Origin of the sequence: Roseateles sp. L2-2, assembly GCF_050613215.1 — a bacterium.
GTDB classification, from domain to species: Bacteria; Pseudomonadota; Gammaproteobacteria; order Burkholderiales; family Burkholderiaceae_C; genus Roseateles; species Roseateles noduli.
Map to the genome: position 1 here is coordinate 2,083,060 of NZ_CP192509.1, position 24,956 is coordinate 2,108,015.

Genomic DNA, 24,956 nt, shown 5'->3' on the forward strand with positions numbered 1-24,956 from the left:
GATTTGGTCGAATGAATGGCGAATCCAGGCTTCAGATTGATATTGATCATCAATATTGACCGGTTGTTTGTGCGCTGCCAGCATGAGTCCACGCGACATCGACGCAGACCGCTCAGAAGCCTGCGCGACGCCGCCCCTCATGCCCCTTCCATGGAGACAACCGCATGAACCGCATCCCTCGCTTCCAGCCGGCACGGCGCCGCGCCTCGCTCGCCCTCGCGGGCGCCGCTTCCCTTGCCTTGTCTGCGTCGTTGACCACATTCAGCGCATTCGCGCAGGGCGACGCGTTCCCGTCCCGCGCGATCACGCTCGTGGTCGGCTCCAGCCCCGGCAGCACGACCGACGGCCTGGCACGCGCCATCGGCGCGGAGATCACCGCCGCGACCAAGGTGCCGGTGATCGTCGAGAACAAGGCCGGCGCCAGCGGCGGCATCGCGGCGCAGGCGGTGGCGCGCTCTGCGGCCGACGGCTACACGCTGTTCATCACGACCAACACGACGCAGGCCGCCAATCCGCATCTGTTCCGCAAGCTCGCGTATGACCCGGTGAAGGACTTCGCCCCGGTCGGCGCGCTGGTGAAGGGCTATCTGCTGCTGGTGACCAATCCGCGCATCCAGGCGCGCAACGTCACGGAGCTCAGCGCGATCGCGAAGAAGCAGCAGCTCACTTTCGGCGCGGGCAGTTCGTCGGCGCGGGTGGCGGCCGAGCTGTTCCAGCAGATGACGCAGACCCAGCTGACCTACGTGCCCTACAAGGCCAACCCGCAGGCGATGGTCGATCTGGTCGGCGGTCAGGTCGATCTGATGATCGTGGACCTGACCACCAGCCTGCCGCAGGTGAAGGCGGGCAAGCTCAAGGCGCTGGGCGTCAGCAGCCCCAAGCGCTCGCCGTTGGTGCCGGACCTGCCGACGATCGCCGAGGCAGGCCTGCCCGGCTACGAGATCAGCTACTGGAACGCGGTCTACGCGCCCGCGGGCACGCCCGCGCCTGTCGTCGAGCGCATCAATGCGCTGATGCAGAAGGCGATGACCGCGGAGCCGGTCAAGCGCTTCGTCGAGCAGAACGGCATGGAGCCGTTCACGTCGACGCCGGCGGAACTCGCCAGCTTCCAGGCCGCCGAATACAAGCGCTGGGGCGCCGTCATCAAGACGGCCGGCATCCAGCCCGAGTGAATCCTTTCTGATCCTTCCTGAAGTAGAGAACGCCATGAAGCCGAACATCCTTCAACTGAATCCCATCCTCGTGCCCGCGATCAATGCGGAGCTCGACGCGCTGTACACGATGCACCGCCTGTTCGAGCAGGCTGATCCGGACGCGTATCTGGCGACCCACGGCGCGACCCTGCGCGGCGTGATCACCGGCGGGCACACGGGGATCTCGCGGTCGATGATGGATCGGCTGCCGGCGCTGGAGGTCGTGGCGGTGAACGGCGTCGGCACGGACGCGGTGGACATCGAGTACGCCCGCTCGCGCGGGCTGCCGGTGACGGGTACCTTCGGCGCGCTGACCGAGGACGTCGCCGACATGGCGCTGGCGCTGCTGCTGGCGACGGCGCGCAACATCGCTTCGGTGGACCGTTTCGTGCGCGGCGGCCTGTGGCCCAAGTTCCCGCAGCCGAATGCGATCCCGCTGGCACGCCGCGTGAGCGGGATGCGCGTGGGCATCGTGGGTCTGGGGCGAGTGGGCCGCGCGGTGGCGGAGCGCGTCGGCGCCTTCGGCTGCCCGGTGCGTTACACCGACTTGAAGGAGATCGCCGGCGTGCCGTGGACCTTCGAGGCGGACCTCGTGCAACTGGCCCGCGACAGCGACGCGCTGATCGTCTGCGCCGCCGCGGACAAGGCCCGCGACCTGATCGACGCGCCGGTGCTGGACGCGATCGGGCCGCGCGGCTTCCTGATCAACGTCGCGCGCGGACGCCTGGTGAAGGAGTCCGATCTGGTGAAGGCGCTCCAGGAGAAGCGCATCGCGGGCGCGGGGCTGGATGTGTTCGCCGACGAACCGAACGTGCCGCCGGCGCTGCTGGACCTGGACAACGTCGTGCTGCAGGCGCATCGCGCCAGCGCGACCGAGGAGACCCGCGCCGCGATGGGCCGGATGGTGCTGGAGAGCCTGGCGCAGGCGCTGGCCGGGCAGCGGCCGACGCACAGCCTGACGACCTGAGCCTGACGACTTGAATCCGACGACCTGAACCCGACGACGCGGAAGACGGGGACGTGAAAGTCCGCGGGAGGGCCGGGCGTCAGGGCCGGTTCAGGCGAGCCTCTAGAATTGCGGTTTTTCCGGAGTTCTGCGCGGCGTTCGCCGCTGGGGGCTCCGGATTCCCCTGCTTTCACCGCTGTCCACCACCATGAGCCTGCACAAAGTCACCCCCGGCGCGAAGGCGCCCGAGCAGTTCAACGTCGTCATCGAGATCCCGATGAACGCCGACCCGATCAAGTACGAGGTCGACAAGGAAAGCGGCGCGCTGTTCGTCGACCGCTTCATGACGACGGCGATGCACTACCCGTGCAACTACGGCTACGTGCCGCAGACGCTGGCCGACGACGGCGATCCGGTCGACGTGCTGGTGATCACGCCCTTCCCGCTGACCCCGGGCGTGGTGGTGACCTGCCGCGCCATCGGCGTGCTGCAGATGGACGACGAAGCCGGCGGCGACGCCAAGCTGCTGGCCGTGCCCACCACCAAGATCCTGCCGATCTACGAGCACTGGACCAAGCCCGAGGACATCAACCAGATGCGCCTGAAGGCGATCCAGCATTTCTTCGAGCACTACAAGGACCTCGAAGCCGGCAAGTGGGTGAAGGTCAAGGGCTGGGAAGGCCCGGAAGCCGCCAAGAAGGAAATCACCGACGGCATGGCCAACTACGCGAAGGCGCAGCAGGCCTGACCGGCCAGACCTCCCAGGGAGGTCTGCCGCACAACGACAAGGCGCCCCGAGGGGCGCCTTGTCGTTTCCGTCCGGACACGTTCGCCGCGATGGCCGGGCCGCGCCGCCTTCAGACTGCGGCGTCGTCAGGCGGTGTCGCCTTGAACGGTTGATGCCGTTCCAGTTCGTCGATGTATTCGCTCATCGCCTCGCCTTCCTGCGTGAGGAAGTCCGCGACCGCCTCGCGGAACTGCGGATGCGCGAGCCAGTGCGCCGAGTACGTCGCCACCGGCATGAGGCCGCGCGCCATCTTGTGCTCGCCCTGCGCGCCGCCTTCGAAGCGGCGCCAGCCGTTCTCCAGGCACCACGCCAGCGGCTGGTAGTAGCAGGCGTCGAAGTGCAGGTTGGGGATGTAGCGCGTCGAGCCCCAGTAGCGGCCGTACGCCGCGCGCTGCGAGTCGTCGATCGCGACCAGTGACGCGGCCACGCGCTCGCCCGAAGCGTCCCGAGCGACGAACATCAGCCAGTGCTCCGGCATGTCCGCCGCCATGCGCGCGAAGAAGTCGCGCGTCAGGTACGGCTTGTTGCGATGCGCGATGTAGGTCAGCGTGTAGCACTCGTAGAAGAAGTCCCAGTCCTCGGCGGTGATGGCCGCGCCGAGCAGCGGCTCGAATCGGATGCCGGCCTCGACGACCTTGCGCCGTTCCTGCTGGATCTTCTTGCGTTTCTCGCGTTGCAACGTCGCGAGGTAGTCGGCGAACGGCCGCGGCACGCCGTCGCCGGTCCAGTGGAACTGCACCTGCTGGCGTGCGAGCCAGTCGTCGCCGGTGAGCGCGCGCTGGTCCTGGTCGTCGCCGAACAGCACATGCACCGAGGACAGCTCCGAGCGCGCCGTCAGCGCCCGCAAGGCCTTCACGAGCCATTCGCGCGCGGCGGCGTCCTTCGCCAGCAGGCGGCTCCCGGGCACCGGCGTGAACGGCACCGCGACCAGCAGCTTGGGGTAATACGCGAGCCCGTGCCGCTGGTAGGCGTCGGCCCAGGCCCAGTCGAACACGTACTCGCCGTACGAGTGACCCTTGAGGTACGCCGGGCAGGCGGCGATCAGCTCGTCGCCATCCCACACGCTGAGAAACTGCGCCTGCCAACCCTTCTTCGGCACGGCGGAGCCGGACGCGTGCATCGCCGTCAGGTACTCGTGCTTCATGAACGGCGACGGCAGCGGCGAGGCGGCGAGCAGCGCGTTCCATTGATCGCGGGGCAGCGCGGCGGGATCGTCGTCGACGCGGATGAGCGGCTGGGCGACGTCGTGCTCATGCTCGTGCTGTTGCTCGTGCTGATGCTCGATGTCGGGCGCGTCGGCGGCGGGAGAAGGCGAGGGCGGGGAAGTCATGCGCGGCAAATCTTAGGCGCAAGCTCAAACCCTTCGCTTTGATGGCAGGATGCTTCCCATGCAAGCGACGACGACTTCCTCCCCGACCGGCCTTGCGGCCTCCTCCCCGGCCGGTCTGTCCTTCGACAACCTCTACGCCCACGACTTCGCCCGCATCGCCGTCGGCATCCCGCTGTGCCGCGTGGCCGATCCGGCCTTCAACGGCGAGCAGACCGCGCAGCTGCTGCGCGAGGCCGCCGCAGACGGCGCCGCGGTCGCGGCGTTCCCGGAACTCGGCCTGGCCGCCTACACCAGCGAGGACCTCTTCCACCAGCGCCCGCTGCTGGACGGCTGCGAAGCGGCGTTGGCGCATCTGCTGACGGTGTCGCGCGACCTGCCCACGGTCGTGATCGTCGGCCTGCCGCTGCGCATCGAGCACCGGCTGTTCAACTGCGCCGTCGTGTTCCAGCGCGGCCGGCTGCTGGCCGTGCTGCCCAAGACCTACCTGCCCAACTACGGCGAGTTCTACGAGGCTCGCCAGTTCAACGCCGCCGACGAGGCGATCTCCGAGGAGATCACGCTGCTGGGCCAGCGCGTGGCCTTCGGCACGCGGCTCGTGATCGCGGCAAGCGACCAGCCGCTGCTGCGCCTGCACGTCGAGATCTGCGAGGACGTCTGGACGCCGATCCCGCCGTCGTCGTACGCCGCGCTGGCCGGCGCGACCGTGCTCGTGAACCTGTCGGCGTCCAACATCACGGTCGGCAAGTCGGGCTATCGCCACCAGCTCGTCGGCCAGCAGTCGGCGCGCTGCCTGGCGGCCTATGTCTACACCTCCGCCGGCGCCGGCGAGTCCAGCACCGACCTCGCGTGGGACGGCCAGGCGCTGGTCTATGAGAACGGCAGCTTCCTTGCCGAGAGCGAACGCTTCCAGCGCCGCTCGCAGCTGGTGTCGGCCGACGTGGACCTGGAGCGCCTGTCGCGCGAACGGATGCGGCAGACGAGCTTCGGCGATTCGGTGCGGCATCACGCGCCGCTGCTGAAGACCTTCCGCACGATCGAGTTCGAGCTGGGCGTGGATCGCGCCACGCCGCTGCCGCTGCGACGCCGCATCGAGCGCTTCCCGTATGTGCCCTCGGACCGCCAGCGCCGCGACGAGCGCTGCAACGAGGTCTTCCAGATCCAGGTGCAGGCGCTGGTGCAGCGGCTCGTGTCCAGCGGCATCCACAAGCTGGTGCTGGGCATCTCGGGCGGCCTGGATTCGACGCATGCGCTGCTGGTCGCCGCGCGCGCGATGGACCAAATGGGCTGGCCGCGCACCAACATCCTCGGCGTCACGATGCCGGGATTCGCCACGGGCACGCGCACGCGCGACCAGGCCTTGCGGTTGATGCGCGAGATCGGTTGCGAGGCCCGCGAGATCGACATCCGCCCGAGCTGCGAGCAGATGCTCAAGGACCTCGGACATCCGTATGCCGCCGGCGAGCCCGTCTACGACGTGACCTTCGAGAACGTGCAGGCGGGTGAACGCACCAGCCATCTGTTCCGCCTCGCGAATCACACCGGCGCGCTGGTGCTCGGCACCGGCGACCTGAGCGAGCTCGCGCTCGGCTGGTGCACCTACGGCGTTGGCGACCACATGTCGCACTACAACGTGAACGCGTCGGTGCCCAAGACGCTGATCCAGTACCTGGTGCGCTGGGTCGCGGAGACGGCGCAGCTCGGACCCTCGGGACAGGACGTGCTGTTCGACATCCTGAACACGGAGATCAGCCCCGAACTCGTGCCGCAGGATTCGCGTGTGGAAGGCTCGGGCCTGCAGAGCACCGAAGACAAGATCGGTCGCTACGAGCTGCAGGACTTCAACCTGTTCTACACGATCCGCCACGGCTACTCGCCGGCCAAGATCGCCTTCCTGGCGCGTCACGCCTGGGGCGACAAGGCCCGTGGCGAGTGGCCCGACGGCGAGCACGTCCAGCGCAACGAGTACCCGCTGGCCGAGATCAAGCGCGTGCTGCGGATCTTCGTCAGCCGCTTCTTCCGCGGCAGCCAGTTCAAGCGCAGCTGCGTGCCCAATGGGCCGAAGGTGGGTAGCGGCGGCTCGCTGTCGCCGCGCGGCGACTGGCGCGCGCCCAGCGATTCCGAGCCGGCCGTGTGGCTGGCCGAGCTCGACCGCATTCCGGATTGAGGCGATGACTCCCTTCTCCAAAGGCGGGCGTCCGATTGAAACGATCCGTGCTTAAATCGAAACCAGTCTTGCCCGCCAATCCCCTTTTCGGAGCCCCGTGATGAAACAGATCACCGCCATCATCAAACCGTTCAAGCTCGACGAAGTGCGCGAAGCGCTGGCCGAGGTCGGCGCCTCCGGCCTGACCGTCACCGAAGTGAAGGGCTTCGGCCGTCAGAAGGGCCACACCGAGCTGTACCGCGGCGCCGAGTACGTCGTCGACTTCCTGCCGAAGGTGAAGGTCGAGGTCGTCGTGAAGGACGACGAGGTGGAGCGTTCCATCGACGCCATCCTCAAGGCCGCCAAGACCGGCAAGATCGGCGACGGCAAGATTTTCGTCACCGCCGTGGAGCAGGTCATCCGCATCCGCACCGGCGAACAGGACGAAGCCGCGGTCTGACCGCGCGGATCCGACAGATCCAGAAACAGGGAAGGGCGGGCGCCGGTTGGCGTCCGCCCTTCGTCCTTTTGGCCGCTTTCCGGCCGCTTTATGGCCGCTTTCCGGCCCGCAGTCGCGTCATCGCAGGTGCTGCCAGATGGCGGCCAGCCAGATGCCGCCGGCCAGCACCAGCGACAGCAGCACGGCGGCGCTGGCGATGTCCTTGGCGCGCTTGCTGAGGTCGTGCAGCTCGAACGACACGCGGTCGACGACCGCCTCGACCGCCGAGTTCAGCAGTTCCACGATCAGCACCAGGATCAGCGAGCCGGCCAGCAGCGCGACCTGCACCCAGTCCCGTCCGACCCAGAAAGCCAGCGGGATGCCGATGATCGTCAGCCAGGTCTCCTGGCGGAAGGCGCTCTCACCGCGGTAGGCGGCGCGCAGTCCGTCCCAGGAATAACCGGCGGCGTGCAGGATGCGATCCAGGCCGGTACGGCCCTTGTGGGGGTTGCTCATCGTCGGAAGCGGCGCAGGAGACCGGGGGAAGTTCAGGAGTCTGCCGGCACCGCCGTCGCCTTCTTCGGGCGAGGCGGTGGCAGCTGGGTGATCAGGCGGGTCCCGCAGATCACGTCATGCAGGAACTGGCGCTGCGGATGCAGCCGGGCCAGCAGCAGGTAGCCGGCGATACCGGCGAACATCGTGCCGAAGATGGCGCCGGTGCTGTGGTCCAGTCCCAGGGCGTGCACGCTGGCCAGCGCCGGCAGGAACCAGAGCCAGGCGGCGAGGTAGCGCGCCGTGGCGCGTGCCTGCGTGAGCGGTCTGCCGTGGGCGTCGACGACGCGCAGGTGCCAGGCCCGCATGGCCACGGTCTGGCCGCCGCGCGACCAGAACCAGATGAAATAGATGCCCAGCACCAGGAACAGGAAGGCCTGCAACCCGTGCTGCCCGACCAGCGCATTGCGCTGCTGGGTGAGGGTGGAGTACAGCCAGCCGGCGATGAAGACGACGCCGAACAGGACGACGCCTTCATAGATGAAGGCGGCGAGGCGGCGCATCAGGCCCGGCGGAGGGACTTCGCCGGCAACGGGTGCGGAGGTCATCCGGCCAGTTTAGCGGCTGGCCGGGTCGCGTCGGGGGAGCAGCGTGTCCGGGTCGAGCTTCGCCTCGCTCGGCGAGCGGATCGGTCGGCCGGGGGCGGCGCTGGCACCGGCAGCCGGCGGCTCGGGGCGCTGCGTCATCAGCACCGTGGTCGCGCCTGGCTGGGCCTGGACGATGGTGGGGCCAGTCGTTGCCGTCAGCGGCGTGCGCTGGATCGGCGCCTTCGCGCGGGTGGCGGCGGCGGGCGTGTCGCGGCCTGCGGCCGAGGCCTTCTCCGCTGCGCGCTCCACCAGTCGCTGGCGCTTCTCGGGAGGCAGTGCCTGATAGGCGTCCCATTTCTCGCGCAGACGGGTTTCCTGTTCCGGCCCGCGGAGTTCATTCGCGTGCTGGTAGCCGATCCGGGCGCGCTGGCGTTCCGCCGGCGACATCCGCGTCCACTCGACCATGCGCTCGCGCAGACGCTGCTGGTGCTCGGCCGGCAAGGTCGGATAACGGGCGGCGATTTCCAGCCACTTGCCCTTGCGGGCGCCGTCGAGCTGGTCCCACTCCTTGGACAACGGGGCCAGCGCCTCCTTCTGCGATGCGCTCAGCGAGGCCCAGTTCTGGCTGCTGGTCAGCGCGCCGGGGCCGGTCGTCGGGGACACCGGTCTCGTCGTCGACGAGGCGCGCGGCGCCGGCGAAGCCCCGGCGCGGTTGGCGTCGACCGGCGCGGATGCAGCGGTGTCCTGGGCCAAGGTGGCCGTCGCACCGGCAGCGAGCACGCCGCAGGCGGCCGCCAGAGTCAGACGCCGCACCCAGCGGCGCGAGGCCGACAGCGCAAGGGAAGACTCAGGGAAAACGCGAAGATCTCCCGCAGCGAGCGGGAGAGGGCGGAAGGAACTGGCCACGCGCCGCCTCACTGCGACGATTTGGCTTCGTCGGACTTCTCGCCGTCGGCCGCGCCGTTCGGGTTGTTCGGGTCGGTCTGGTTCTCGTTCAGGTACTCGCGGAAGCCCGGATCGCTGTACGCCGCCGGCGGCAGCGGCTTGGAGAGCATCTCCGTGTCGAGCTCGGCCGCACTGCGGATCTGCTCGTACCACTGGCTGTGCTGGATCAGCAGCAGGCCGCCCAGCAGCAGCGCCAGCGGCAGCAGCGTCGCGGCCTTGCGCCAGCGCGGGGTCTTCTCGCCGCCACCCAGGGCCAGCGTGCCGCCGCCCATCTGGCGGGCGTCGGAGGCGGTTTGCGCGGGTGCCGCGGCGCGCGCGGCCATCGCCTTGGCGAGCGCCTGCTCACGCGCGAAGCGCAGCCGTTCCTGGATGTCGCCAGACAGGGCCTCGCTCTGCTCGGTCAGTCCCGCGGCCACGCGAAGGCCGAAACGGGTCACGCGCGCGTCCGCCTCCAGCGGCAGCGGCGTTCCTGGCGTGTTCTTCTTCATAGCGAGATTCCCTTGGCTTTCAGCGTTTTGGCCAGCGCATGCACGGCGCGGGAGCAGTGTGTCTTCACGCTGCCCTCCGAGCAACCCATGACCGCTGCCGTTTCGGCGACGTCGAGTTCCTCCCAGTAACGCAGCAGGAAGGCTTCCCGTTGACGTGCCGGCAAAGCAGCAACTTCTTGTTCGATCGCTGCCAGGACCTGAACGCGCGAGACCTCGTCCGCGGCGGACAGCGCCCCCATCGACCCTTCGCGCGTCTCCAGCGATTCCAGCAGGTCGAAGTCGTCGCCGGGATCGGCGCCTTCGAAGTCCGACAGGTTGCTGAACAGCGCGTTGCGCACCTTCTGCCGCCGGAACCAGTCCATCGTCGCGTTGGACAGGATGCGTTGGAACAGCAGCGGCAGCTCCGCCGCCGGACGGTCGAAATACTTCTCGGCCAACCGGATCATGGCGTCCTGGACGATGTCCAGGGCGGCGTCTTCGTCTCGAACCATGTAGACCGTGCGCTTGAAGGCACGTCGGTCGGCGGTCTTGAGAAAGTCGTTGAGTTCTTTGTCTGTGGCCAAGGGCTGGCGCCGTCAGAGGGCGATCTGGGTCGGGGTCGAAGACGGTCTAGCGGGCAAAACGGCGCGGATTATCGCATCAGCGCTACAGACCACCATCGATTCCGGAGCTCTGCGGGTTTGCGTGCATAATCAAAGGCTCGCACACCGCATTTTCTGTCTCAAGTAGGCCGCCCAACCGGGGCGCCCCTGTTTTTGACGCGACGTTTCAAGTCCGCTTCACAAGAGCGAGAGGAGAGACACCGATGGTTTTTCGTCAGAGAAAAAACTCAGAGGTTCGACATATGGACATGTCTGCCGCGGACATCAAACGTGCAGCGATCACGGAAGCTCGCTCACAACCGCACCCCCATTCCGTCAGTTCCGGTCAGGAACTGAATGGCTCCGAAATCCTGGTTCAGAGTCTTCAGGCCGAAGGCGTGAAGTTCCTCTGGGGCTATCCAGGCGGCGCCGTCCTCTACATCTACGACGCGCTCTACAAGCAGGACGCCATCCAGCACGTGCTGGTCCGTCATGAGCAGGCCGCCGTGCACGCCGCCGACGGCTATGCCCGGGCGACCGGCGAAGTCGGCGTCGCGCTGGTGACCTCGGGTCCCGGCGTCACCAACGCGATCACCGGCATCGCGACGGCGTACATGGACTCGATCCCGATGGTGATCATCACCGGTCAGGTCCCCACGCCCGCCATCGGCCTCGACGCCTTCCAGGAATGCGACACCGTCGGCATCACGCGCCCGATCGTGAAGCACAACTTCCTGGTCAAGGACGTGCGCGACCTGGCGACGACGCTCAAGAAGGCCTTCCACATCGCGCGCACCGGCCGTCCCGGTCCGGTCGTGGTGGACATCCCGAAGGACGTCTCGCTCAACCGCACCGCGTTCCACTACCCGGAGCGCGTCGAGATGCGCTCCTACAACCCGGTGAAGAAGGGCCACAGCGGTCAGATCCGCAAGGCGGTCCAGCTGCTGATGGGGGCCAAGCGGCCCTACATCTACACGGGCGGCGGGGTGATCCTGGGCGAGGCCACGGCGGAACTGCGCCAGCTGGTCGAGCTCCTGGGCTACCCCTGCACGAACACGCTGATGGGCCTGGGCGCGATGCCCGGCAGCGATCCGCGGTTCCTGGGCATGCTGGGCATGCACGGGACCTACGAAGCCAACATGACGATGCAGCACTGCGATGTGCTGCTGGCCGTCGGTGCGCGCTTCGACGATCGCGTGATCGGCAACCCGAAGCACTTCTCGTCGGTCGATCGCAAGATCATCCACGTCGACATCGACCCGTCGTCGATCTCCAAGCGCGTGCGCGTGGACATCCCGATCGTCGGCGACGTCAAGGACGTGCTGCAGGAGCTGATCGCGCAGATCAAGGAAGCGCAGGCAAGACCTGACGCCGAGGCGATCAACGCCTGGTGGAGCCAGATCAACGACTGGCGCAAGCGCGACTGCCTGGCCTACAAGCAGTCCAACGAAGTCATCAAGCCGCAGTACGTCCTCGAGACGCTGTGGAACCTGACCCGCGACCGCGACGCCTACTTCACCTCGGATGTCGGCCAGCACCAGATGTGGGCGGCCCAGTTCCTGCGCTTCAACGAGCCGCGTCGCTGGATCAACTCCGGCGGCCTGGGCACGATGGGCGTGGGCCTGCCGTACGCGATGGGTATCAAGCTGGCGAAGCCGGAGTCGGATGTGTTCTGCATCACTGGCGAAGGCAGCATCCAGATGAACATCCAGGAGCTGTCCACCTGCCAGCAGTACAAGACGCCTGTGAAGGTGGTCTCGCTGAACAACCGCTACCTGGGCATGGTGCGGCAGTGGCAGGAGCTGGACTACGGCAAGCGCTACTCGCACAGCTACATGGATGCGCTGCCCGACTTCGTCAAGCTGGCCGAGGCCTACGGGCACGTCGGACTGCTGGTGGAGAAGCCCTCGGACGTCGAGCCCGCGCTGCGGGAGGCGATGCGGTTGAAGGACCGCACCGTCTTCATCGACGTGCGCACCGACCCGACCGAGAACGTCTGGCCGATGGTGCAGGCGGGCAAGGGCATCTCCGAGATGCTGCTGGGGTCCGAGGACCTCTGAGACCGTTGACGGCCTGAAGCCGTCCGGCGGGATGCGCGTTACCGCGCGCATCGCGACCGGCGGCGGACGGCCCGAAGCGTTCAGGGCGATCCGGCCTGATTCCTAGATCGAAGAGCGTGGCCAAGGGCCGACCGGTTACCGCCGGCGGTCTGAAGAGCGCGAAGGACGAGATTCCATGAAACACATCATTGCTTTGCTCATCGAGAACGAGCCGGGGGCGCTGTCGCGCGTCGTCGCGCTGTTCTCCGCCCGGGGCTACAACATCGAGAGCCTGACCGTGGCGCCGACGGAAGACCCGTCGCTGTCCCGGATGACCATCGTCACCAGCGGCAGCGACGACGTGATCGAGCAGATCACCAAGCACCTGAACCGGCTGATCGAGGTCGTCAAGGTCGTCGACCTGACCGAGGGCCGCTACATCGAGCGCGAGCTCATGCTGATCAAGGTGCGCGCCGTCGGCAAGGAGCGTGAGGAGCTCAAGCGCACCTCCGACATCTTCCGCGGCCACGTCATCGACGTCACCGAGAAGACCTACACGATCGAGCTGACCGGCGACGCCGGCAAGCTCGACGCCTTCATCGACGCGATCGACCGCAGCGCGATCCTCGAGACGGTGCGCACCGGCACCAGCGGCATCGGCCGCGGCGAGCGCATCCTGCGCGTTTGATCGCCGCGACCACTGAACACCCTTCACCGAACAACCCCTGACCTGTTTTCCCCGGAGAGACCACCATGAACGTGTATTACGACAAGGACGCCGACCTCAGCCTGATCAAGGGCAAGAACGTCACCATCATCGGCTACGGCTCACAAGGCCACGCCCATGCCCAGAACCTGAACGAGAGCGGCGTGAAGGTCACCGTGGGTCTGCGCCGCAGCGGCGCGTCCTGGGCCAAGGCCGAAGGCGCCGGCCTGAAGGTCGCCGAGATCGCCGACGCGGTGAAGGCCGCCGACGTGGTCATGATCCTGCTGCCCGACGAGCAGATCGCCGACGTCTACAAGAATGAAGTCGAGCCCAACATCAAGCAGGGCGCGTCGCTGGCCTTCGCCCACGGCTTCAACGTCCACTACGGCCAGGTGCAGCCGCGCGAGGACCTGGACGTGTGGATGGTCGCCCCCAAGGCCCCGGGCCACACGGTGCGCAACACCTACAAGCAGGGCGGCGGCGTGCCTCACCTGATCGCCGTCTACGCCGACAAGACCGGCAAGGCGCGTGACCTGGCCCTGAGCTACGCGGCCGCGAACGGCGGCGGCAAGGCCGGCATCATCCAGACCTCGTTCCGTGAAGAGACCGAGACCGACCTGTTCGGCGAACAGGCTGTGCTGTGCGGCGGCGCCGTCGAGCTGATCAAGGCCGGTTTCGAGACGCTGACCGAAGCCGGCTACGCGCCGGAGATGGCCTACTTCGAGTGCCTGCACGAGCTCAAGCTGATCGTCGACCTGATCTATGAAGGCGGTATCGCCAACATGAACTACTCGATCTCCAACAACGCGGAGTACGGCGAGTACGTGACCGGCCCGCGCGTGGTGACCGCCGCGACCAAGGACGCGATGCGCCAGTGCCTGAAGGACATCCAGACCGGCGAGTACGCCAAGTCCTTCATCCTGGAGAACAAGGCCGGCGCCCCGACGCTGATCAGCCGCCGCCGCCTGACCGCCGAGCACCCGATCGAGCAGGTCGGCGAGCAGCTGCGCGCGATGATGCCTTGGATCAAGGCTAACAAGCTGGTCGACAAGTCCAAGAACTGATCCACGCAGATCGCGTCAGATCAGTCCAGAAGGCCGCGCGGGTCGCACCGCGCGGCCTTTTCCATTGATGCAGTGAGTTATCCTCGCGCCCCATGAATTCGACCGAAAACAAGAGCGTGGACCTGCTCGACGAGGACGAGGCGGATGCCCTCGACGCCCCGCAGCGCCCGCGCCACAAGGGCATCTACCTGCTGCCCAACCTCTTCACGCTGGCGGCGCTGTTCAGCGGCTTCTATGCGATCGTGATGGGCATCGGCGGCCGCTTCGAGCAGTCCGTCTACGGCATCTTCGCGGCGATGGTGCTCGACAGCCTGGACGGGCGCGTCGCGCGCATGACCAACACGCAGAGCACCTTCGGCGAGCAGATGGACTCGCTGTCCGACATGGTGTCCTTCGGCGCCGCGCCGGCGCTGATCATGTACTCCTGGGCGCTGCAGGGACTGGGCAAGTGGGGCTGGTTCGCCGCCTTCGTCTACATCGCGGGCGCCGCGCTGCGCCTGGCGCGCTTCAACACCAACATCGCGGTCGTGGACCGGCGCTTCTTCCAGGGTGTGCCCAGCCCGGCCGCGGCCGCGCTGGTGATGAGCCTGATCTGGGCGCTCGACAGCTCGGGCTACAAGGACATCCACCGCGATCCGACGCTGGCGTGGCTGGCCTTCGGCTTCACGCTCTACGCCGGCCTGACGATGGTGACCAATGCGCCGTTCTACAGCTTCAAGGACATCACCTTCAAGCGCTCGGTGCCCTTCATCGTGCTGGTCGTGATCATGCTGGCCATCGCGGCGATCAACATCGATCCGCCCCGGGTGCTCTTCGGCGTTTTCTGTGCGTATGGCATCTCGGGTTACATCGTCTACGCGGTCCGGCGTGCCAAGGGCAAGCCGGCCAGCGTCATCGCGATGTCCACCGACGAGCCCGATGAAGCGGGCCTTCACCGATAGCGAATGCTCGGGGCACGGTCATTCGCCCACTGGCGTTGACGTTGCCCGCGCCGCACCCCTATATTCGACAGCTATGACGTCCCCGGCCCGAATTGCGCTGCTACTACTAGGTGACCTTCGGGTTCGCTAGATCGCGCACGTCCGTCCATCCAGACGCTCATCCCAGATCAACGGCCCGAATGCAACTCGCAACGGGCCGTTCCTGTTTCTGGAGAGTCTGCGAGTTGCGCCCCTGAACCCACAGGAACGCTCTCATGCTCAAGCAACCGCAGACCAAGTACCGCGCCTTCGCCCCCATCGCCCTCCCGGACCGCCGCTGGCCCGACGTGCAGATCACGAAGGCGCCGCTGTGGCTGAGCACCGACCTGCGTGACGGCAACCAGGCCCTGATCGAGCCCATGGACCCCGAGCGCAAGCTGCGCATGTTCCAGATGCTGGTGAAGATCGGCTTCAAGGAGATCGAGGTCGGTTTCCCGTCCGCGTCGCAGACCGACTTCGACTTCGTGCGCCTGCTGATCGAGCAGGGCCACATTCCCGATGACGTCACGATCCAGGTGCTGACGCAGGCGCGTCAGCCGCTGATCGAGCGCACCTTCGAATCGCTGGTCGGCGCGAAGCGGGCCGTCGTCCACCTGTACAACGCGGTGGCTCCGGTCATGCGCCGCGTCGTGCTGGGCATGAGCGAGGACGAGATCGTCGACCTGGCCGTCACCCACACGCGGATGATCCGCGAGTTCGCCGAGAAGCAGCCAGAGACGGACTTCCGCTTCGAGTACTCGCCGGAGATGTTCTCCAGCGCCGAGCTGAGCTTCTCCAAGCGCGTCGTCGATGCGGTGACCGAAGCCTGGGGGGCGACGCCCGAGCGCAAGATCATCATCAACCTGCCGTCGACGGTCGAGCATTCCACGCCCAACCTGTTCGCCGACATGATCGAATGGATGGGCCGCAACGTCGCACAGCGTGACTGCATCGTGCTGTCGGTGCATCCGCACAACGACCGGGGTACCGGCACGGCCGCCGCCGAGCTGTCGATCATGGCCGGCGCGGACCGCCTCGAAGGCTGCCTCTTCGGCAACGGCGAGCGCACCGGCAACCTGGACCTGGTGAACGTCGCGCTCAACCTGTACACGCAGGGCGTGCATCCGGAGCTGGACTTCTCCGACATCGACGAGATCCGCCGCTGCGTCGAGCACTGCAACCAGTTGCCGGTGCATCCGCGCCATCCGTACGTCGGCGAGTTGGTCTACACCTCGTTCTCGGGCTCACACCAGGACGCGATCAAGAAGGCCTTCGCCGCGCGCAAGGAAGGCGACATCTGGGAGATCCCCTACCTGCCGGTCGACCCGAAGGATCTGGGTCGCAGCTACGAGGCGGTGATCCGCGTCAACAGCCAGTCGGGCAAGGGTGGCATCTCGTACCTGCTCGAAGCGGAATACGGCATCGAGCTGCCGCGTCGCCTGCAGATCGAGTTCAGCCAGATCGTCCAGGGCGTGATGGACACGAACGGCAAGGAACTCGGGGCGGCCGACCTGTGGCGCATCTTCGACCGTGAGTACGGCGTGAAGCAGGCGCCGTCGCTGCATCCGCAGATCGGCACCGCCGAGGACGGCCAGACCCGTGTGCAAGCGCAGGCCGACCTGTGCGTGCGCATGGTCAAGATCGACGGGCAGGGCAAGGGACCGATCGACGCCTTCGTCGAGGGGCTGAACAAGCTGCTGAAGACCCAGGTGCGGGTGCTGGACTACCACGAGCACGCGATGGGCAGCGGCGCCGACGCGCAGGCGGTGGCCTATCTGGAGCTGCGCGTCGGCGAGGCCACGATGTTCGGCGTCGGCATGGACGGCAACATCGCCTCGGCGTCGCTGAAGGCGATCGTCTCCGGCCTGCGTCGTGCGTCGCAGCGCGGCGTGCTGAAGCTGGCCGACCGCATCGCCGCCTAAACTCACCGAGCGGGCCATTCTCCGGCCCTCGGCCCTCGGCCCGCCACCGCAAGGAAGCCTCCCATGTCCGACCACCTGATCATCTTCGACACCACCCTGCGCGACGGTGAGCAATCGCCCGGCGCGTCCATGACCAAGGACGAGAAGCTGCGCATCGCGCGGCAGCTGGAGCGGTTGAAGGTGGACGTGATCGAGGCCGGCTTCGCGGCGGCGAGCCAGGGCGACTTCGAGGCGGTCAAGGCGATCGCCGACGTCATCCGCGACAGCACGGTCTGCTCGCTGGCCCGCGCGAACGACCGCGACATCGCCCGCGCCGCCGAGGCGCTCAAGGGCGCGGCGCGCGCGCGCATCCACACCTTCATCGCGACCAGCGAACTCCACATGGAGAAGAAGCTGCGCATGACCCGCGAACAGGTGCTGGAGCAGGCGATCCAGGCCGTGCGCTTCGGTCGCAACCTGACCGACGACATCGAGTTCTCGCCGGAGGATGGCTACCGCTCCGATCCGGAGTTCCTGGCCCGCGTCGTCGAGGCGGTGATCCGCGAAGGCGCACGCACGATCAACATCCCCGACACCGTCGGCTACGCGATCCCGGAGCTCTACGGCCAGTTCATCAAGACGCTGCGCGAGCGCGTTCCGAACTCCGACCAGGCGATCTGGAGCGTCCACTGCCACAACGACCTGGGCATGGCGGTGGCCAATTCGCTGGCCGGCGTGAAGATCGGCGGTGCCCGCCAGGTCGAGTGCACCATCAACGGCCTGGGCGAACGTGCCGGCAATTGCTCGCTGGAGGAAGTCGTGATGGCGGTGAAGACCCGCCGCGACTACTTCGGACTGGATGTCCGGGTGGACCCGTCCCAGATCGTCCCGGCCTCCAAGCTGGTCTCGCAGACCACCGGCTTCGTGATCCAGCCGAACAAGGCGGTGGTCGGGGCCAACGCCTTCGCGCACGCCTCCGGCATCCACCAGGACGGCGTGCTGAAGGCCCGCGACACCTACGAGATCATGCGCGCCGAGGACGTCGGCTGGAGCGCCAACAAGATCGTGCTGGGCAAGCTGTCGGGACGCAACGCGTTCAAGCAGCGGCTGCAGGAGCTGGGCGTGGTGCTGGAGTCGGAGGCGGAGATCAACGCTGCGTTCGTCCGCTTCAAGGACCTCGCCGACCGCAAGTCGGAGATCTTCGACGAGGACATCATCGCGCTGGTGATGGACGAGTCGGTCACCCAGGTCCAGGAGCACTTCCGGCTGGTCGCGCTCGCGCAGCGCTCCGAAACCGGTGAGCGGCCCCAGGCGCAGGTGGTCTTCGCCGAGGGCGAAACCGAACATCGCACCGAGAGCGACGGCAACGGTCCGGTGGACGCGGTGCTCAAGGCGATCGAGAGCAAGGTCCAAAGTGGGGCGGAAATGCTGCTGTATTCGGTCAGTGCGATCACCGGCGGCAGCACAGAATCGCAAGGCGAAGTCACGGTGCGCCTGCAACATGCGGGGCGCGTGGTGAACGGCGTGGGGGCAGATCCCGATATCGTGGTCGCGTCCGCCAAAGCATATTTGAGCGCTCTGAACAAGTTGCAGAGCAAGACGGAGCGGGTCGCCGCCCAAGGTTGACAGGACAGCGCACGCGGAGCTCTCGGCCGCGTCGGATGGCACGGATTCAGGTACTTTAAGAGCCTGCGTTAAGTCATTGATCTTGCCGGTCTTTCAGCGATCCCCTACACTCGCGCCCACTGACCTGGGGACTGGATTGAAGACCATTGCGACATTGCTGTCTGGTGCCGCGCTCAGCGGCGTCATGTTGCTGACGGGCTTGACCGCCAGTCTCGCGCCGATCCAATCGGCGCAGGCGGCCACCTCGTCGTCCTCCAAAGCCAAGGTGAAGAGCGTGCGGCAGGCCAAGCCGGCCCCGCGCTCGCCACGCAAGGTGGCTGCCCGCGCGGCGGCCCCGGCCCGGGAAGTCGTCCCGTCCAAACCGTCCTTCGGGACGATGTACGGCCTGCACGACACCGAAGATCCCCTCGACCTGAAATCCAGCGTCGCCTACGTCGTCGACCAGGACACCAACGAGGTCCTGTTCTCGAAGAACCCGTCGGCGGTGCTGCCGATCGCGTCCATCACCAAGCTGATGACCGCGCTGCTGGTCGTCGAGGCGAACCAGTCGCTGGACGACAAGATCGAGATCACCGACGACGACAAGGACACCGAGAAGTTCACCGGTTCCCGTCTGGCCGTCGGCACCACGCTGACCCGCGGCGAACTGCTGCACCTGGCGCTGATGTCCTCGGAGAACCGCGCGGCGCATGCGCTCGGTCGCAACTACCCGGGCGGTCTGGAAACCTTCGTCGCGGCGATGAACGCCAAGGCCCACATGCTGGGCATGATGGACACGCATTACGTCGAGCCGACCGGCCTGTCCAGCCGCAACCAGTCCAGCGCCGCCGACCTCGCCAAGCTGGTGAAGACGGCACATGCGTTCCCGCTGATCCGCGAGCTGTCGACCTCGTCCGAATACACCGTCGCGCTGGGCCGCAAGCAGGTCCGCTTCGGCACGACCAACGGCCTGGTCCGCAAGGGCGACTGGGACATCGGTCTGCAGAAGACCGGCTTCATCAACGAGGCCGGCCAGTGCCTGGTGATGCAGGCGCAGCTCGCCGGTCGCAAGCTGATCATGGTGTTCCTGGATTCCGCCGGGAAGTACTCGCGCATCGGCGACGCCGAACGCGTGCGCAAGTGGCTGACCGGCGCCGCGTCGCCGTTGGCGGCCGTCGCCACCCCGGCGACCGTCAGCGCGACAGCGCTGACGCCGGTGATTTCCGCCAAGTAGGCGTCGGCGACTCCGGAATGAAAGAAGCGGGCCTTGCGCCCGCTTCGTCGTTTCCGGCCATGCTTTCCGGCCCGTGCTTTCGGGCCGTACGTGCAGCTGGGTGTTCAGCCTCGGAAGCCGAGGGACGCCGAGATCCGCGTCGCCGTTTCCTTCAGGCGAGGCAACCAGCCTTCTTCCAGCCGGTCCGCGGGTGCCGAGATCGACAGCCCCGCCACCAGCTTGCCCTGGTCGTCGTAGATGCCGGCAGCCATGCAGCGCACGCCCAGTTCGAGTTCCTCGTCGTCGCGAGCGACGCCGCGCTGGCGGACCAGCGCCATCTCGCGTTCGAGCAGGGTGATCTCGGTCAGGCTGTTGCGCGTGTGGCCGGAGAGCCCCGTGCGCGTCGCGTAGGCGCGCACGCGCTGAGGGTCGTCGCTGGCCAGGAAGAGCTTGCCGACCGAGGTCAGGTGCAGCGGCGCCCGGCCGCCGACCGCGCGCACGACCTGCATGCCGCTGCGCTCGGAGTAGGTGCGCTCGATGTAGACGATCTCGTCGCCTTGCCGGACCGAGAGGTTGACCGGCTGATGGGTCAGCTTGTGGAGCTCGCGCATCGGGCCGATGGCGGCCTCGCGGACGTCCAGGCGGGCCTTCACCAGGTTGCCCAGTTCCAGGAGCCGCATGCCCAGCCGGTAGCTGCCGGCCTCGGGACGATCCACGAAACGTCCCAGGGTCAGGTCGTTCAGGATGCGGTGGGCGGTCGAGGGATGCAGGCCCGTGGTCTCGCTGATGAGCTTCAAGGACACGGGATCCTGATGCTGGGCCAGGACGTCCAGCAACGCGAATGTGCGCTCGAGGACCTGGATGGCGGGGGTCTGCAGCTCCTTGGACTTCATGGCGGACGATTGTGAAGGATTTCTCACGGGTTTTGCATGGCGAAACCGAGAGCGGCCCCTAGTGGGCGCAATCCGTCGTTTTTGCCCATCAGCGGTGCGCCGATCGGGTCGATAGGGGCGTCAGGAGGACGTCGCGCCGACAGGCTGCCGCATTGCGGAACGGGCCGCGGACAGCCCGCTTTGCACGGCGCCTTCGAGCGTGGCCGGATAAGGCCCGGCGAGGTAGTCGCCGGCGGCCCAGATGCCCGGTCCGATCGATGCGTCAGGGCGATTCAGTCCGGGCGTGCAGGCGAAGGTCGCGCGCTTTTCGCTCAGCACGCGGACGATCTTCGGCCGCGTCGCCCATTGGAAGTGGCGCTGGGCCTGCGCCAGCGCTGCCGCGCCGGTGGCATCCAGTCCCTGCGCGACCCAGGGCGCGGCGCCGCTGACGACCAGGCTGAACAGGCCCGGATGCTGACCGAGCTGGCCGAGGTCGAAGGCGAACTGCGCCGGCTCGGTCGCCGATTCGCGAAGGGCAACCATCGGCGCCGGCAACGCCGATCCGGCGCTCTCCAGATAGATGGTGACGATGGGCTGGAACTCGAACGCGCCGGCGGCGGCACTCCAATGCGGCGCCAGATCGCGCGTGAGCCGGGAAGCTTCGACCGACGTGCAGGCCACGACGATGGCGTCGAAGACTTCGCCGTCGACCTTCCACTGCCGCCCCTGTGCCTCCAGTCGCTGCACGCGCTGCGTGCGGAGTTCCGCGCCGCGCGACAGCAGCCACGCGCGTGCCGGCGTCGGGAGCAGCGCGCTTAGCCCGCGTCGCGGCAGCAGCAGGTCCGCGCTGCCCCGACCGCTGAACAGCGCGTCCTTGAGCACCCTCAGGAAGACCTGCGCGCTGGCCTGCGTGGACGGCGTGTTCAGCGCGGCGACGCACAGCGGATCGATCAGGTCGTCGCGGACGGCGCGCGGAAGTCCGCCGCAGAGTTGAGCGACCGTCAGCGCAGGATCGCAGCGGAAGCCGCGCAGCGTCCACAGGCTGCTCGTGGCCAGGAATCTCAGTCGGTCCTGCAACGACCAGGCCGTGCAGGTCAGCACGCCGCGCAGGAAGGCGAGGGTGGGCGGCCCCGGCGGGAGTCGAAGCGTCTCGCGATCGGGATAACGCAGCCGCAGCGGCATGCGCAGCAGGTCCGAGTCCGGATCGCCGCCGACGCGCCGCATCAGCGCGAGCGTGTCCTTGTAGGCGCCGATCAGGATGTGCTGACCGTTGTCGAGCGCCGGCCCGGTGCCTTCCAGGCTGCGTGCCCGCCCGCCGAGCGTCGGCGCCATCTCGAACAGCGTGACCGAGGCGCCCAGCGACACGGCTTCGACGGCCGCGGCGAGCCCCGCCCAGCCGCCGCCGATGACGGCCAGCCGCGTCACGTCAGCGCCCGCGCCAGTTCGTCTTCATCGCGATCCACAGCTTGCGCAGCGGCGTCAACGCGATGCGCTGGTGCAGGACCTGGAAGTTCTCGGCCTCGATCTCGCGCAGCAGCGTGCGGTAGATGTTGGCCATCATGAGCCCCGGCTTCTGCGCCTTGCGATCGGTGTCGGACAGCAGCGCGACGGCCTCGTCGTACAGCGCGTGAGCGCGCTGCGCCTGGAACTTCATCAGCGCGGTGAAGCGGTCGCTGTAGCCCCACGGCGCGTCGCGCTTGAGGATCTCGTGCGCCTTCACGTCGAACTGCTGCAGCTCGCTGACCGGCAGGTAGATGCGGCCGCGTCGCGCGTCGTCGCCGACGTCGCGGATGATGTTGGTGAGCTGCATCGCCTGGCCCAGCTTGTGGGCGTACGCGATGGTCTGCGGATCGGTGCGGCCGAAGATGCCCGAGGCCACTTCGCCCACGACGCCCGCCACCAGGTGGCAATAACGCTGCAGGCCGGGGTAGTCGAGGTAGCGCGTCTGCTCCAGGTCCATCTGGCAGCCGTCGATGACGGCCAGCAGGTGTTCCAGGCGGATGTCGTAGTCCTTGACGTGCGGCATCAGCGCCTTCATCGCCGGATGCGAGGGCTGGCCGTTGAAGGCGCTCATCGCTTCCTTGCGCCACCAGGCCAGCTTGGTCGCGGCGACGCCCGGATCGGACACCTCGTCGACGACGTCGTCGACCTCGCGGCAGAACGCGTAGAAGGCCGTGATCGCGGCGCGGCGCGGCGGCGGCAGGAAGAGGAAGGCGTAATAGAAGCTGGAGCCGCTCGCGGCGGCTTTCTGCTGGACGTACTGCTCGGGCGTGGAAGCGCCGGCGGCGGTCGCCTTGTCCGAGGTCTTGTCGGAGGCCTTGTCGGCGGTCTTGTCAGTATTGGTGCTCATCGCGCCGTCCCTTCGCGGCGTGGGTTCGTTCGGTCCGTCGGCATCGTCACGGCGCGCCACAGCAGCAGCGGCGCGTCGGCGGCGCTGATCGCCGGCCGTCGCAGCAGGGCATCGAAACGGTTCGACGCCAGTTTGTCGAGGATACGGAGGCCGCCTTGTACCACCAAGCGGAGCTCCCAACCGGCCCGGCCCGGAATCCGGCGGGCCAGCGGCGCGCCTTCGGCCATCAGGTCGCGGGCCCAGTCGCAGAGTTCCGCGATCAGCGCCCGGGCGGCCTGACTGTCGTGCAGCGACAGCAGGTCCTGTCCCTCGACGCCGTGACGCCGGCGGTCCTCCAGCGGCGCGTAGATGCGGCCGCGCGGGCCGTCGACGGTGAAGTCCTGCCAGAAGTTGATCAGCTGCAGCGCCGAGCAGATCGCGTCCGAACGCCGCAGCGACTCGGCGTCGGCGATGTCGTACAGGTGCAGCAGCAGGCGTCCGACCGGGTTGGCCGAGCGGCGGCAGTAGTCGAGCAGCTCCGTGCGGGTGGCGTAGTCGGTCTTCACGAGGTCCTGCTCGAAGGCATCGAGGAGATCCTCCAGCAGTGGCACCGGCAGGCGGTACTCGACGAGGATGCGCCCCAGCGGCGCGAAGACGCGCGCCGCCCAGCGCGGCGACGGCGCCTGACCCGCGGCGACGGCGCGCAGGTCGGCCCGGTAGTCGGCCAGGTCGCGCAGCCGCTGCGCGGGCGTCGCGTCGCCTTCATCGGCCAGGTCGTCGGCGGTCCGCGCGAAGTGGTAGATCGCCATGATCGCGGGACGCAGCGCCGGCGGGCTCAGCCAGGAAGCGACAGGAAAGTTTTCGTAGTGCTCTATGCTCACGGGCGGCATTCTCCGCTGAGCGGGCGGTGCCGTTTGCGTCAACCTGATGTCCCGAACCCCCGGCGGTTTACGACGGGCATCACTCCCCGCAAACCACGAGCAGTACCCCGGTGAACCGTACGCCGTCGGTTTGACACGTTCGGACACGCTGAATACATTACTGACCGGTCAGTCAGTTACTCCGATGCCCAAGGCCGGGCGTCGTGGCTTTGTCGAGGTGTCCATGCCCCAACGGTCTCTAGTGTCCCTGTCCGCCGGTACGCCCGGCGCCGTGTCCGAATCCGCCTTCGCCGGTTCCTGGGGACGCGTGTCGAAGTGGCTGGCGGCGACCGCCGCGACGGCCGCCGTGGTCGTGCTGGCTGCCTGCGGCAAGCAGGCGCCGCCGCCCGAGCCGGAGCGCTATGTGCGCACGCTGGTGCTGACGCCGCAATCGGCCGGCCTGCAGCGCGAGTTCGCCGCTGAAGTGCGGGCCCGCGTCGAGTCGCGCCTGTCCTTCCGCGTCGCGGGCAAGATCCTGGAACGCAAGGTGGACCTCGGATCGGTGGTGAAGCCCGGGCAGGTGCTGGCGCGCATCGACAGCTCCGATCTGGTGCTCGCCCAGGAGGCCGCCAAGTCCACCGTGCTGGCGGCGCGCGTCAACCGCGACCAGCTCGGCGCCGACTACCGGCGCTACATCGACCTGCATCGCCAGGGCTTCATCAGCGCGGCCGAACTCGACCGGCGCGACGCCGCCTTCAAGGCCGCGCAGGCGCAGTTCGAATCGGCGCGCGCCCAGTCCGACGTCCAGCGCAACCAGGCGCAGTATTCGAGCCTGATCGCCGACGCGGCGGGCGTCGTGACCGGCATCGACGCGGAACCCGGCATGGTCGTGGCCGCCGGCACGCCGGTCGTGCGCGTGGCCAACGACGGGCCGCGGGACATCGTGTTCTCCGTGTCCGAAGACCAGGTCGCCCTGGTGCGCGCCGCCGCGGCCCGCCCGGACGGCCTGAAGGTCCGCCTTTGGACCGACACCAAGGCCGAGGCGCAGCCGATCAAGCTGCGCGAGCTGGCCGCCGCCGCCGACCCGGTGACGCGGACCTTCCTGGTGAAGGCCGAGCTCAACAGCCAGAACGTGCACCTCGGCCAGACCGCGACGGTCGTGCTGACGGGCGCGCCGTCGGACAACGCGATCAAGCTGCCGCTGAGCGCGGTGATGGAATCGCAGGGCAAGAGCGCCGTGCTGCTGCTCGATCCGAAGACGATGGCGGTGAGTCCGCAGGCGGTGACCGTCGTCGGCGCCGAAGGCAACGAGCTGGTCGTGCAGGGCCTGTCGCCCGGCATGGAGGTCGTGACCGCCGGCGGCCACGTGCTGACGCCGGGGCAGAAGGTCAAGCGCTTCGTCCCGCCGGGCACGCCGACCCCGGGCACCGCGCCCGCGCCGGCTCCCACCGCTTCGCGTTGAGTCCCGGGAGCCCTG

General features: G+C 67.8%; 23 protein-coding genes. 13 read left to right on the forward strand and 10 right to left on the reverse strand.

All coding sequences use genetic code 11. The annotated features are described in order from the left end of the window. Nucleotides 1–164: 164 nt before the first annotated feature. The 3 genes from ACQZ13_RS09455 to ppa all read left to right on the forward strand — a co-directional run bounded on the left by ACQZ13_RS09455 (nucleotide 165) and on the right by ppa (nucleotide 2,887). Nucleotides 165–1,172, forward strand: coding sequence for a Bug family tripartite tricarboxylate transporter substrate binding protein (locus tag ACQZ13_RS09455; RefSeq protein ID WP_431051329.1), 1,008 nt, complete (start codon nucleotides 165–167; stop codon nucleotides 1,170–1,172). A 34-nt stretch (nucleotides 1,173–1,206) separates the two neighbouring features. Continuing rightward, nucleotides 1,207–2,160 (forward strand): 2-hydroxyacid dehydrogenase, encoded by a 954-nt coding sequence (locus tag ACQZ13_RS09460; protein WP_431051331.1) that lies wholly within the window; start codon nucleotides 1,207–1,209, stop codon nucleotides 2,158–2,160. 187 nt (nucleotides 2,161–2,347) lie between these two features. Continuing rightward, nucleotides 2,348–2,887, forward strand: coding sequence for an inorganic diphosphatase (gene ppa, locus ACQZ13_RS09465; protein WP_331614326.1), 540 nt, complete (start codon nucleotides 2,348–2,350; stop codon nucleotides 2,885–2,887). Nucleotides 2,888–2,996: 109 nt separating this feature from the next. Here the strand turns inward: ppa and ACQZ13_RS09470 are convergent, their stop codons facing one another. Then, the gene (locus ACQZ13_RS09470) at nucleotides 2,997–4,256 is read right to left on the reverse strand and encodes a GNAT family N-acetyltransferase (protein WP_431051334.1); all 1,260 of its coding nucleotides are present in this window, start codon (nucleotides 4,254–4,256) and stop codon (nucleotides 2,997–2,999) included. A gap of 58 nt (nucleotides 4,257–4,314) precedes the next feature. On the opposite strand from ACQZ13_RS09470, the gene ACQZ13_RS09475 reads away from it, so the two are divergent. Both ACQZ13_RS09475 and ACQZ13_RS09480 read left to right on the forward strand, forming a co-directional pair. After that, nucleotides 4,315–6,420: an NAD(+) synthase gene (locus tag ACQZ13_RS09475; protein ID WP_431051336.1), complete on the forward strand. Its 2,106-nt coding sequence runs from the start codon at nucleotides 4,315–4,317 to the stop codon at nucleotides 6,418–6,420. Between the two features lie 100 nt (nucleotides 6,421–6,520). Further along, a complete protein-coding gene (locus ACQZ13_RS09480) occupies nucleotides 6,521–6,859 on the forward strand; it encodes a P-II family nitrogen regulator (protein ID WP_067275693.1) in 339 nt (112 codons plus the stop codon). 117 nt (nucleotides 6,860–6,976) lie between these two features. Here the strand turns inward: ACQZ13_RS09480 and ACQZ13_RS09485 are convergent, their stop codons facing one another. The 5 genes from ACQZ13_RS09485 to ACQZ13_RS09505 all read right to left on the reverse strand — a co-directional run bounded on the left by ACQZ13_RS09485 (nucleotide 6,977) and on the right by ACQZ13_RS09505 (nucleotide 9,913). Then, nucleotides 6,977–7,354, reverse strand: coding sequence for a diacylglycerol kinase (locus ACQZ13_RS09485; protein WP_088403538.1), 378 nt, complete (start codon nucleotides 7,352–7,354; stop codon nucleotides 6,977–6,979). Nucleotides 7,355–7,386: 32 nt separating this feature from the next. Then, nucleotides 7,387–7,938, reverse strand: a complete 552-nt coding sequence (locus ACQZ13_RS09490) for an RDD family protein (protein WP_431051338.1) — start codon at nucleotides 7,936–7,938, stop codon at nucleotides 7,387–7,389. Nucleotides 7,939–7,947: 9 nt separating this feature from the next. After that, a complete protein-coding gene (locus ACQZ13_RS09495) occupies nucleotides 7,948–8,730 on the reverse strand; it encodes a DUF3106 domain-containing protein (protein WP_431051340.1) in 783 nt (260 codons plus the stop codon). 101 nt (nucleotides 8,731–8,831) lie between these two features. Next, nucleotides 8,832–9,350: a DUF3619 family protein gene (locus tag ACQZ13_RS09500; RefSeq protein WP_431051342.1), complete on the reverse strand. Its 519-nt coding sequence runs from the start codon at nucleotides 9,348–9,350 to the stop codon at nucleotides 8,832–8,834. Further along, nucleotides 9,347–9,913, reverse strand: a complete 567-nt coding sequence (locus tag ACQZ13_RS09505) for an RNA polymerase sigma factor (RefSeq protein ID WP_067275679.1) — start codon at nucleotides 9,911–9,913, stop codon at nucleotides 9,347–9,349. The genes ACQZ13_RS09500 and ACQZ13_RS09505 overlap by 4 nt, the downstream gene beginning before the upstream one ends. 281 nt (nucleotides 9,914–10,194) lie before the next feature. On the opposite strand from ACQZ13_RS09505, the gene ACQZ13_RS09510 reads away from it, so the two are divergent. The 7 genes from ACQZ13_RS09510 (at nucleotide 10,195) to pbpG (ending at nucleotide 19,439) form a co-directional block, all read left to right on the forward strand. After that, the gene (locus ACQZ13_RS09510; RefSeq protein ID WP_431051344.1) at nucleotides 10,195–11,991 is read left to right on the forward strand and encodes an acetolactate synthase 3 catalytic subunit; all 1,797 of its coding nucleotides are present in this window, start codon (nucleotides 10,195–10,197) and stop codon (nucleotides 11,989–11,991) included. Nucleotides 11,992–12,166: 175 nt separating this feature from the next. Further along, nucleotides 12,167–12,658, forward strand: a complete 492-nt coding sequence (gene ilvN / locus ACQZ13_RS09515) for an acetolactate synthase small subunit (RefSeq protein ID WP_067275674.1) — start codon at nucleotides 12,167–12,169, stop codon at nucleotides 12,656–12,658. A gap of 65 nt (nucleotides 12,659–12,723) precedes the next feature. Further along, nucleotides 12,724–13,740, forward strand: a complete 1,017-nt coding sequence (ilvC, locus tag ACQZ13_RS09520; protein WP_088403544.1) for a ketol-acid reductoisomerase — start codon at nucleotides 12,724–12,726, stop codon at nucleotides 13,738–13,740. Between the two features lie 92 nt (nucleotides 13,741–13,832). Then, nucleotides 13,833–14,681 carry a CDP-diacylglycerol--serine O-phosphatidyltransferase gene (gene pssA, locus ACQZ13_RS09525; protein ID WP_088403545.1) on the forward strand — a complete coding sequence of 283 codons (849 nt, stop codon included), beginning with the start codon at nucleotides 13,833–13,835 and terminating at the stop codon, nucleotides 14,679–14,681. A 254-nt stretch (nucleotides 14,682–14,935) separates the two neighbouring features. Beyond that, the gene (gene leuA / locus ACQZ13_RS09530) at nucleotides 14,936–16,621 is read left to right on the forward strand and encodes a 2-isopropylmalate synthase (protein ID WP_431051348.1); all 1,686 of its coding nucleotides are present in this window, start codon (nucleotides 14,936–14,938) and stop codon (nucleotides 16,619–16,621) included. A gap of 63 nt (nucleotides 16,622–16,684) precedes the next feature. Beyond that, entirely contained in the window at nucleotides 16,685–18,226 is a 1,542-nt protein-coding gene (locus ACQZ13_RS09535) for a 2-isopropylmalate synthase (protein ID WP_431051350.1), read from the forward strand. A gap of 184 nt (nucleotides 18,227–18,410) precedes the next feature. Next, nucleotides 18,411–19,439 (forward strand): D-alanyl-D-alanine endopeptidase, encoded by a 1,029-nt coding sequence (gene pbpG, locus ACQZ13_RS09540; protein WP_431053179.1) that lies wholly within the window; start codon nucleotides 18,411–18,413, stop codon nucleotides 19,437–19,439. Between the two features lie 104 nt (nucleotides 19,440–19,543). Here pbpG and ACQZ13_RS09545 read toward each other — a convergent pair whose 3' ends face one another. The 4 genes from ACQZ13_RS09545 to hpnC all read right to left on the reverse strand — a co-directional run bounded on the left by ACQZ13_RS09545 (nucleotide 19,544) and on the right by hpnC (nucleotide 23,509). Next, nucleotides 19,544–20,311 (reverse strand): IclR family transcriptional regulator, encoded by a 768-nt coding sequence (locus ACQZ13_RS09545; RefSeq protein WP_088403548.1) that lies wholly within the window; start codon nucleotides 20,309–20,311, stop codon nucleotides 19,544–19,546. A 120-nt stretch (nucleotides 20,312–20,431) separates the two neighbouring features. Next, nucleotides 20,432–21,715 (reverse strand): hydroxysqualene dehydroxylase HpnE, encoded by a 1,284-nt coding sequence (hpnE, locus tag ACQZ13_RS09550; protein ID WP_431051352.1) that lies wholly within the window; start codon nucleotides 21,713–21,715, stop codon nucleotides 20,432–20,434. A 1-nt stretch (nucleotide 21,716) separates the two neighbouring features. Beyond that, on the reverse strand, nucleotides 21,717–22,640 hold the full coding sequence (gene hpnD / locus ACQZ13_RS09555; protein WP_431051354.1) for a presqualene diphosphate synthase HpnD: 924 nt from the start codon (nucleotides 22,638–22,640) through the stop codon (nucleotides 21,717–21,719). Continuing rightward, entirely contained in the window at nucleotides 22,637–23,509 is an 873-nt protein-coding gene (hpnC, locus tag ACQZ13_RS09560; protein WP_431051356.1) for a squalene synthase HpnC, read from the reverse strand. The genes hpnD and hpnC overlap by 4 nt, the downstream gene beginning before the upstream one ends. 214 nt (nucleotides 23,510–23,723) lie before the next feature. Here hpnC and ACQZ13_RS09565 point away from each other — a divergent pair, with 214 nt between their 5' ends. Beyond that, nucleotides 23,724–24,941, forward strand: coding sequence for an efflux RND transporter periplasmic adaptor subunit (locus tag ACQZ13_RS09565; RefSeq protein WP_431051358.1), 1,218 nt, complete (start codon nucleotides 23,724–23,726; stop codon nucleotides 24,939–24,941). Nucleotides 24,942–24,956 lie beyond the last annotated feature (15 nt).

Excerpts from the sequence above, each read along its gene's own strand:
- ACQZ13_RS09500 (WP_431051342.1), bottom strand. The coding sequence starts at position 9,350 with ATGAAGAAGAACACGCCAGGAACGCCGCTGCCGCTGGAGGCGGACGCG.
- ACQZ13_RS09545 (WP_088403548.1), bottom strand. The coding sequence starts at position 20,311 with ATGAAGTCCAAGGAGCTGCAGACCCCCGCCATCCAGGTCCTCGAGCGC.
- ACQZ13_RS09565 (WP_431051358.1), top strand. The coding sequence starts at position 23,724 with ATGCCCCAACGGTCTCTAGTGTCCCTGTCCGCCGGTACGCCCGGCGCC.
- ACQZ13_RS09535 (WP_431051350.1), top strand. The coding sequence starts at position 16,685 with ATGTCCGACCACCTGATCATCTTCGACACCACCCTGCGCGACGGTGAG.
- pbpG (WP_431053179.1), top strand. The coding sequence starts at position 18,411 with ATGTTGCTGACGGGCTTGACCGCCAGTCTCGCGCCGATCCAATCGGCG.
- ACQZ13_RS09480 (WP_067275693.1), top strand. The coding sequence starts at position 6,521 with ATGAAACAGATCACCGCCATCATCAAACCGTTCAAGCTCGACGAAGTG.
- ACQZ13_RS09470 (WP_431051334.1), bottom strand. The coding sequence starts at position 4,256 with ATGACTTCCCCGCCCTCGCCTTCTCCCGCCGCCGACGCGCCCGACATC.
- pssA (WP_088403545.1), top strand. The coding sequence starts at position 13,833 with ATGAATTCGACCGAAAACAAGAGCGTGGACCTGCTCGACGAGGACGAG.
- ilvN (WP_067275674.1), top strand. The coding sequence starts at position 12,167 with ATGAAACACATCATTGCTTTGCTCATCGAGAACGAGCCGGGGGCGCTG.
- ACQZ13_RS09510 (WP_431051344.1), top strand. The coding sequence starts at position 10,195 with ATGGACATGTCTGCCGCGGACATCAAACGTGCAGCGATCACGGAAGCT.
- ppa (WP_331614326.1), top strand. The coding sequence starts at position 2,348 with ATGAGCCTGCACAAAGTCACCCCCGGCGCGAAGGCGCCCGAGCAGTTC.
- ACQZ13_RS09460 (WP_431051331.1), top strand. The coding sequence starts at position 1,207 with ATGAAGCCGAACATCCTTCAACTGAATCCCATCCTCGTGCCCGCGATC.
- hpnC (WP_431051356.1), bottom strand. The coding sequence starts at position 23,509 with ATGCCGCCCGTGAGCATAGAGCACTACGAAAACTTTCCTGTCGCTTCC.
- ACQZ13_RS09475 (WP_431051336.1), top strand. The coding sequence starts at position 4,315 with ATGCAAGCGACGACGACTTCCTCCCCGACCGGCCTTGCGGCCTCCTCC.
- ACQZ13_RS09490 (WP_431051338.1), bottom strand. The coding sequence starts at position 7,938 with ATGACCTCCGCACCCGTTGCCGGCGAAGTCCCTCCGCCGGGCCTGATG.
- hpnD (WP_431051354.1), bottom strand. The coding sequence starts at position 22,640 with ATGAGCACCAATACTGACAAGACCGCCGACAAGGCCTCCGACAAGACC.
- ilvC (WP_088403544.1), top strand. The coding sequence starts at position 12,724 with ATGAACGTGTATTACGACAAGGACGCCGACCTCAGCCTGATCAAGGGC.
- ACQZ13_RS09455 (WP_431051329.1), top strand. The coding sequence starts at position 165 with ATGAACCGCATCCCTCGCTTCCAGCCGGCACGGCGCCGCGCCTCGCTC.
- leuA (WP_431051348.1), top strand. The coding sequence starts at position 14,936 with ATGCTCAAGCAACCGCAGACCAAGTACCGCGCCTTCGCCCCCATCGCC.
- ACQZ13_RS09485 (WP_088403538.1), bottom strand. The coding sequence starts at position 7,354 with ATGAGCAACCCCCACAAGGGCCGTACCGGCCTGGATCGCATCCTGCAC.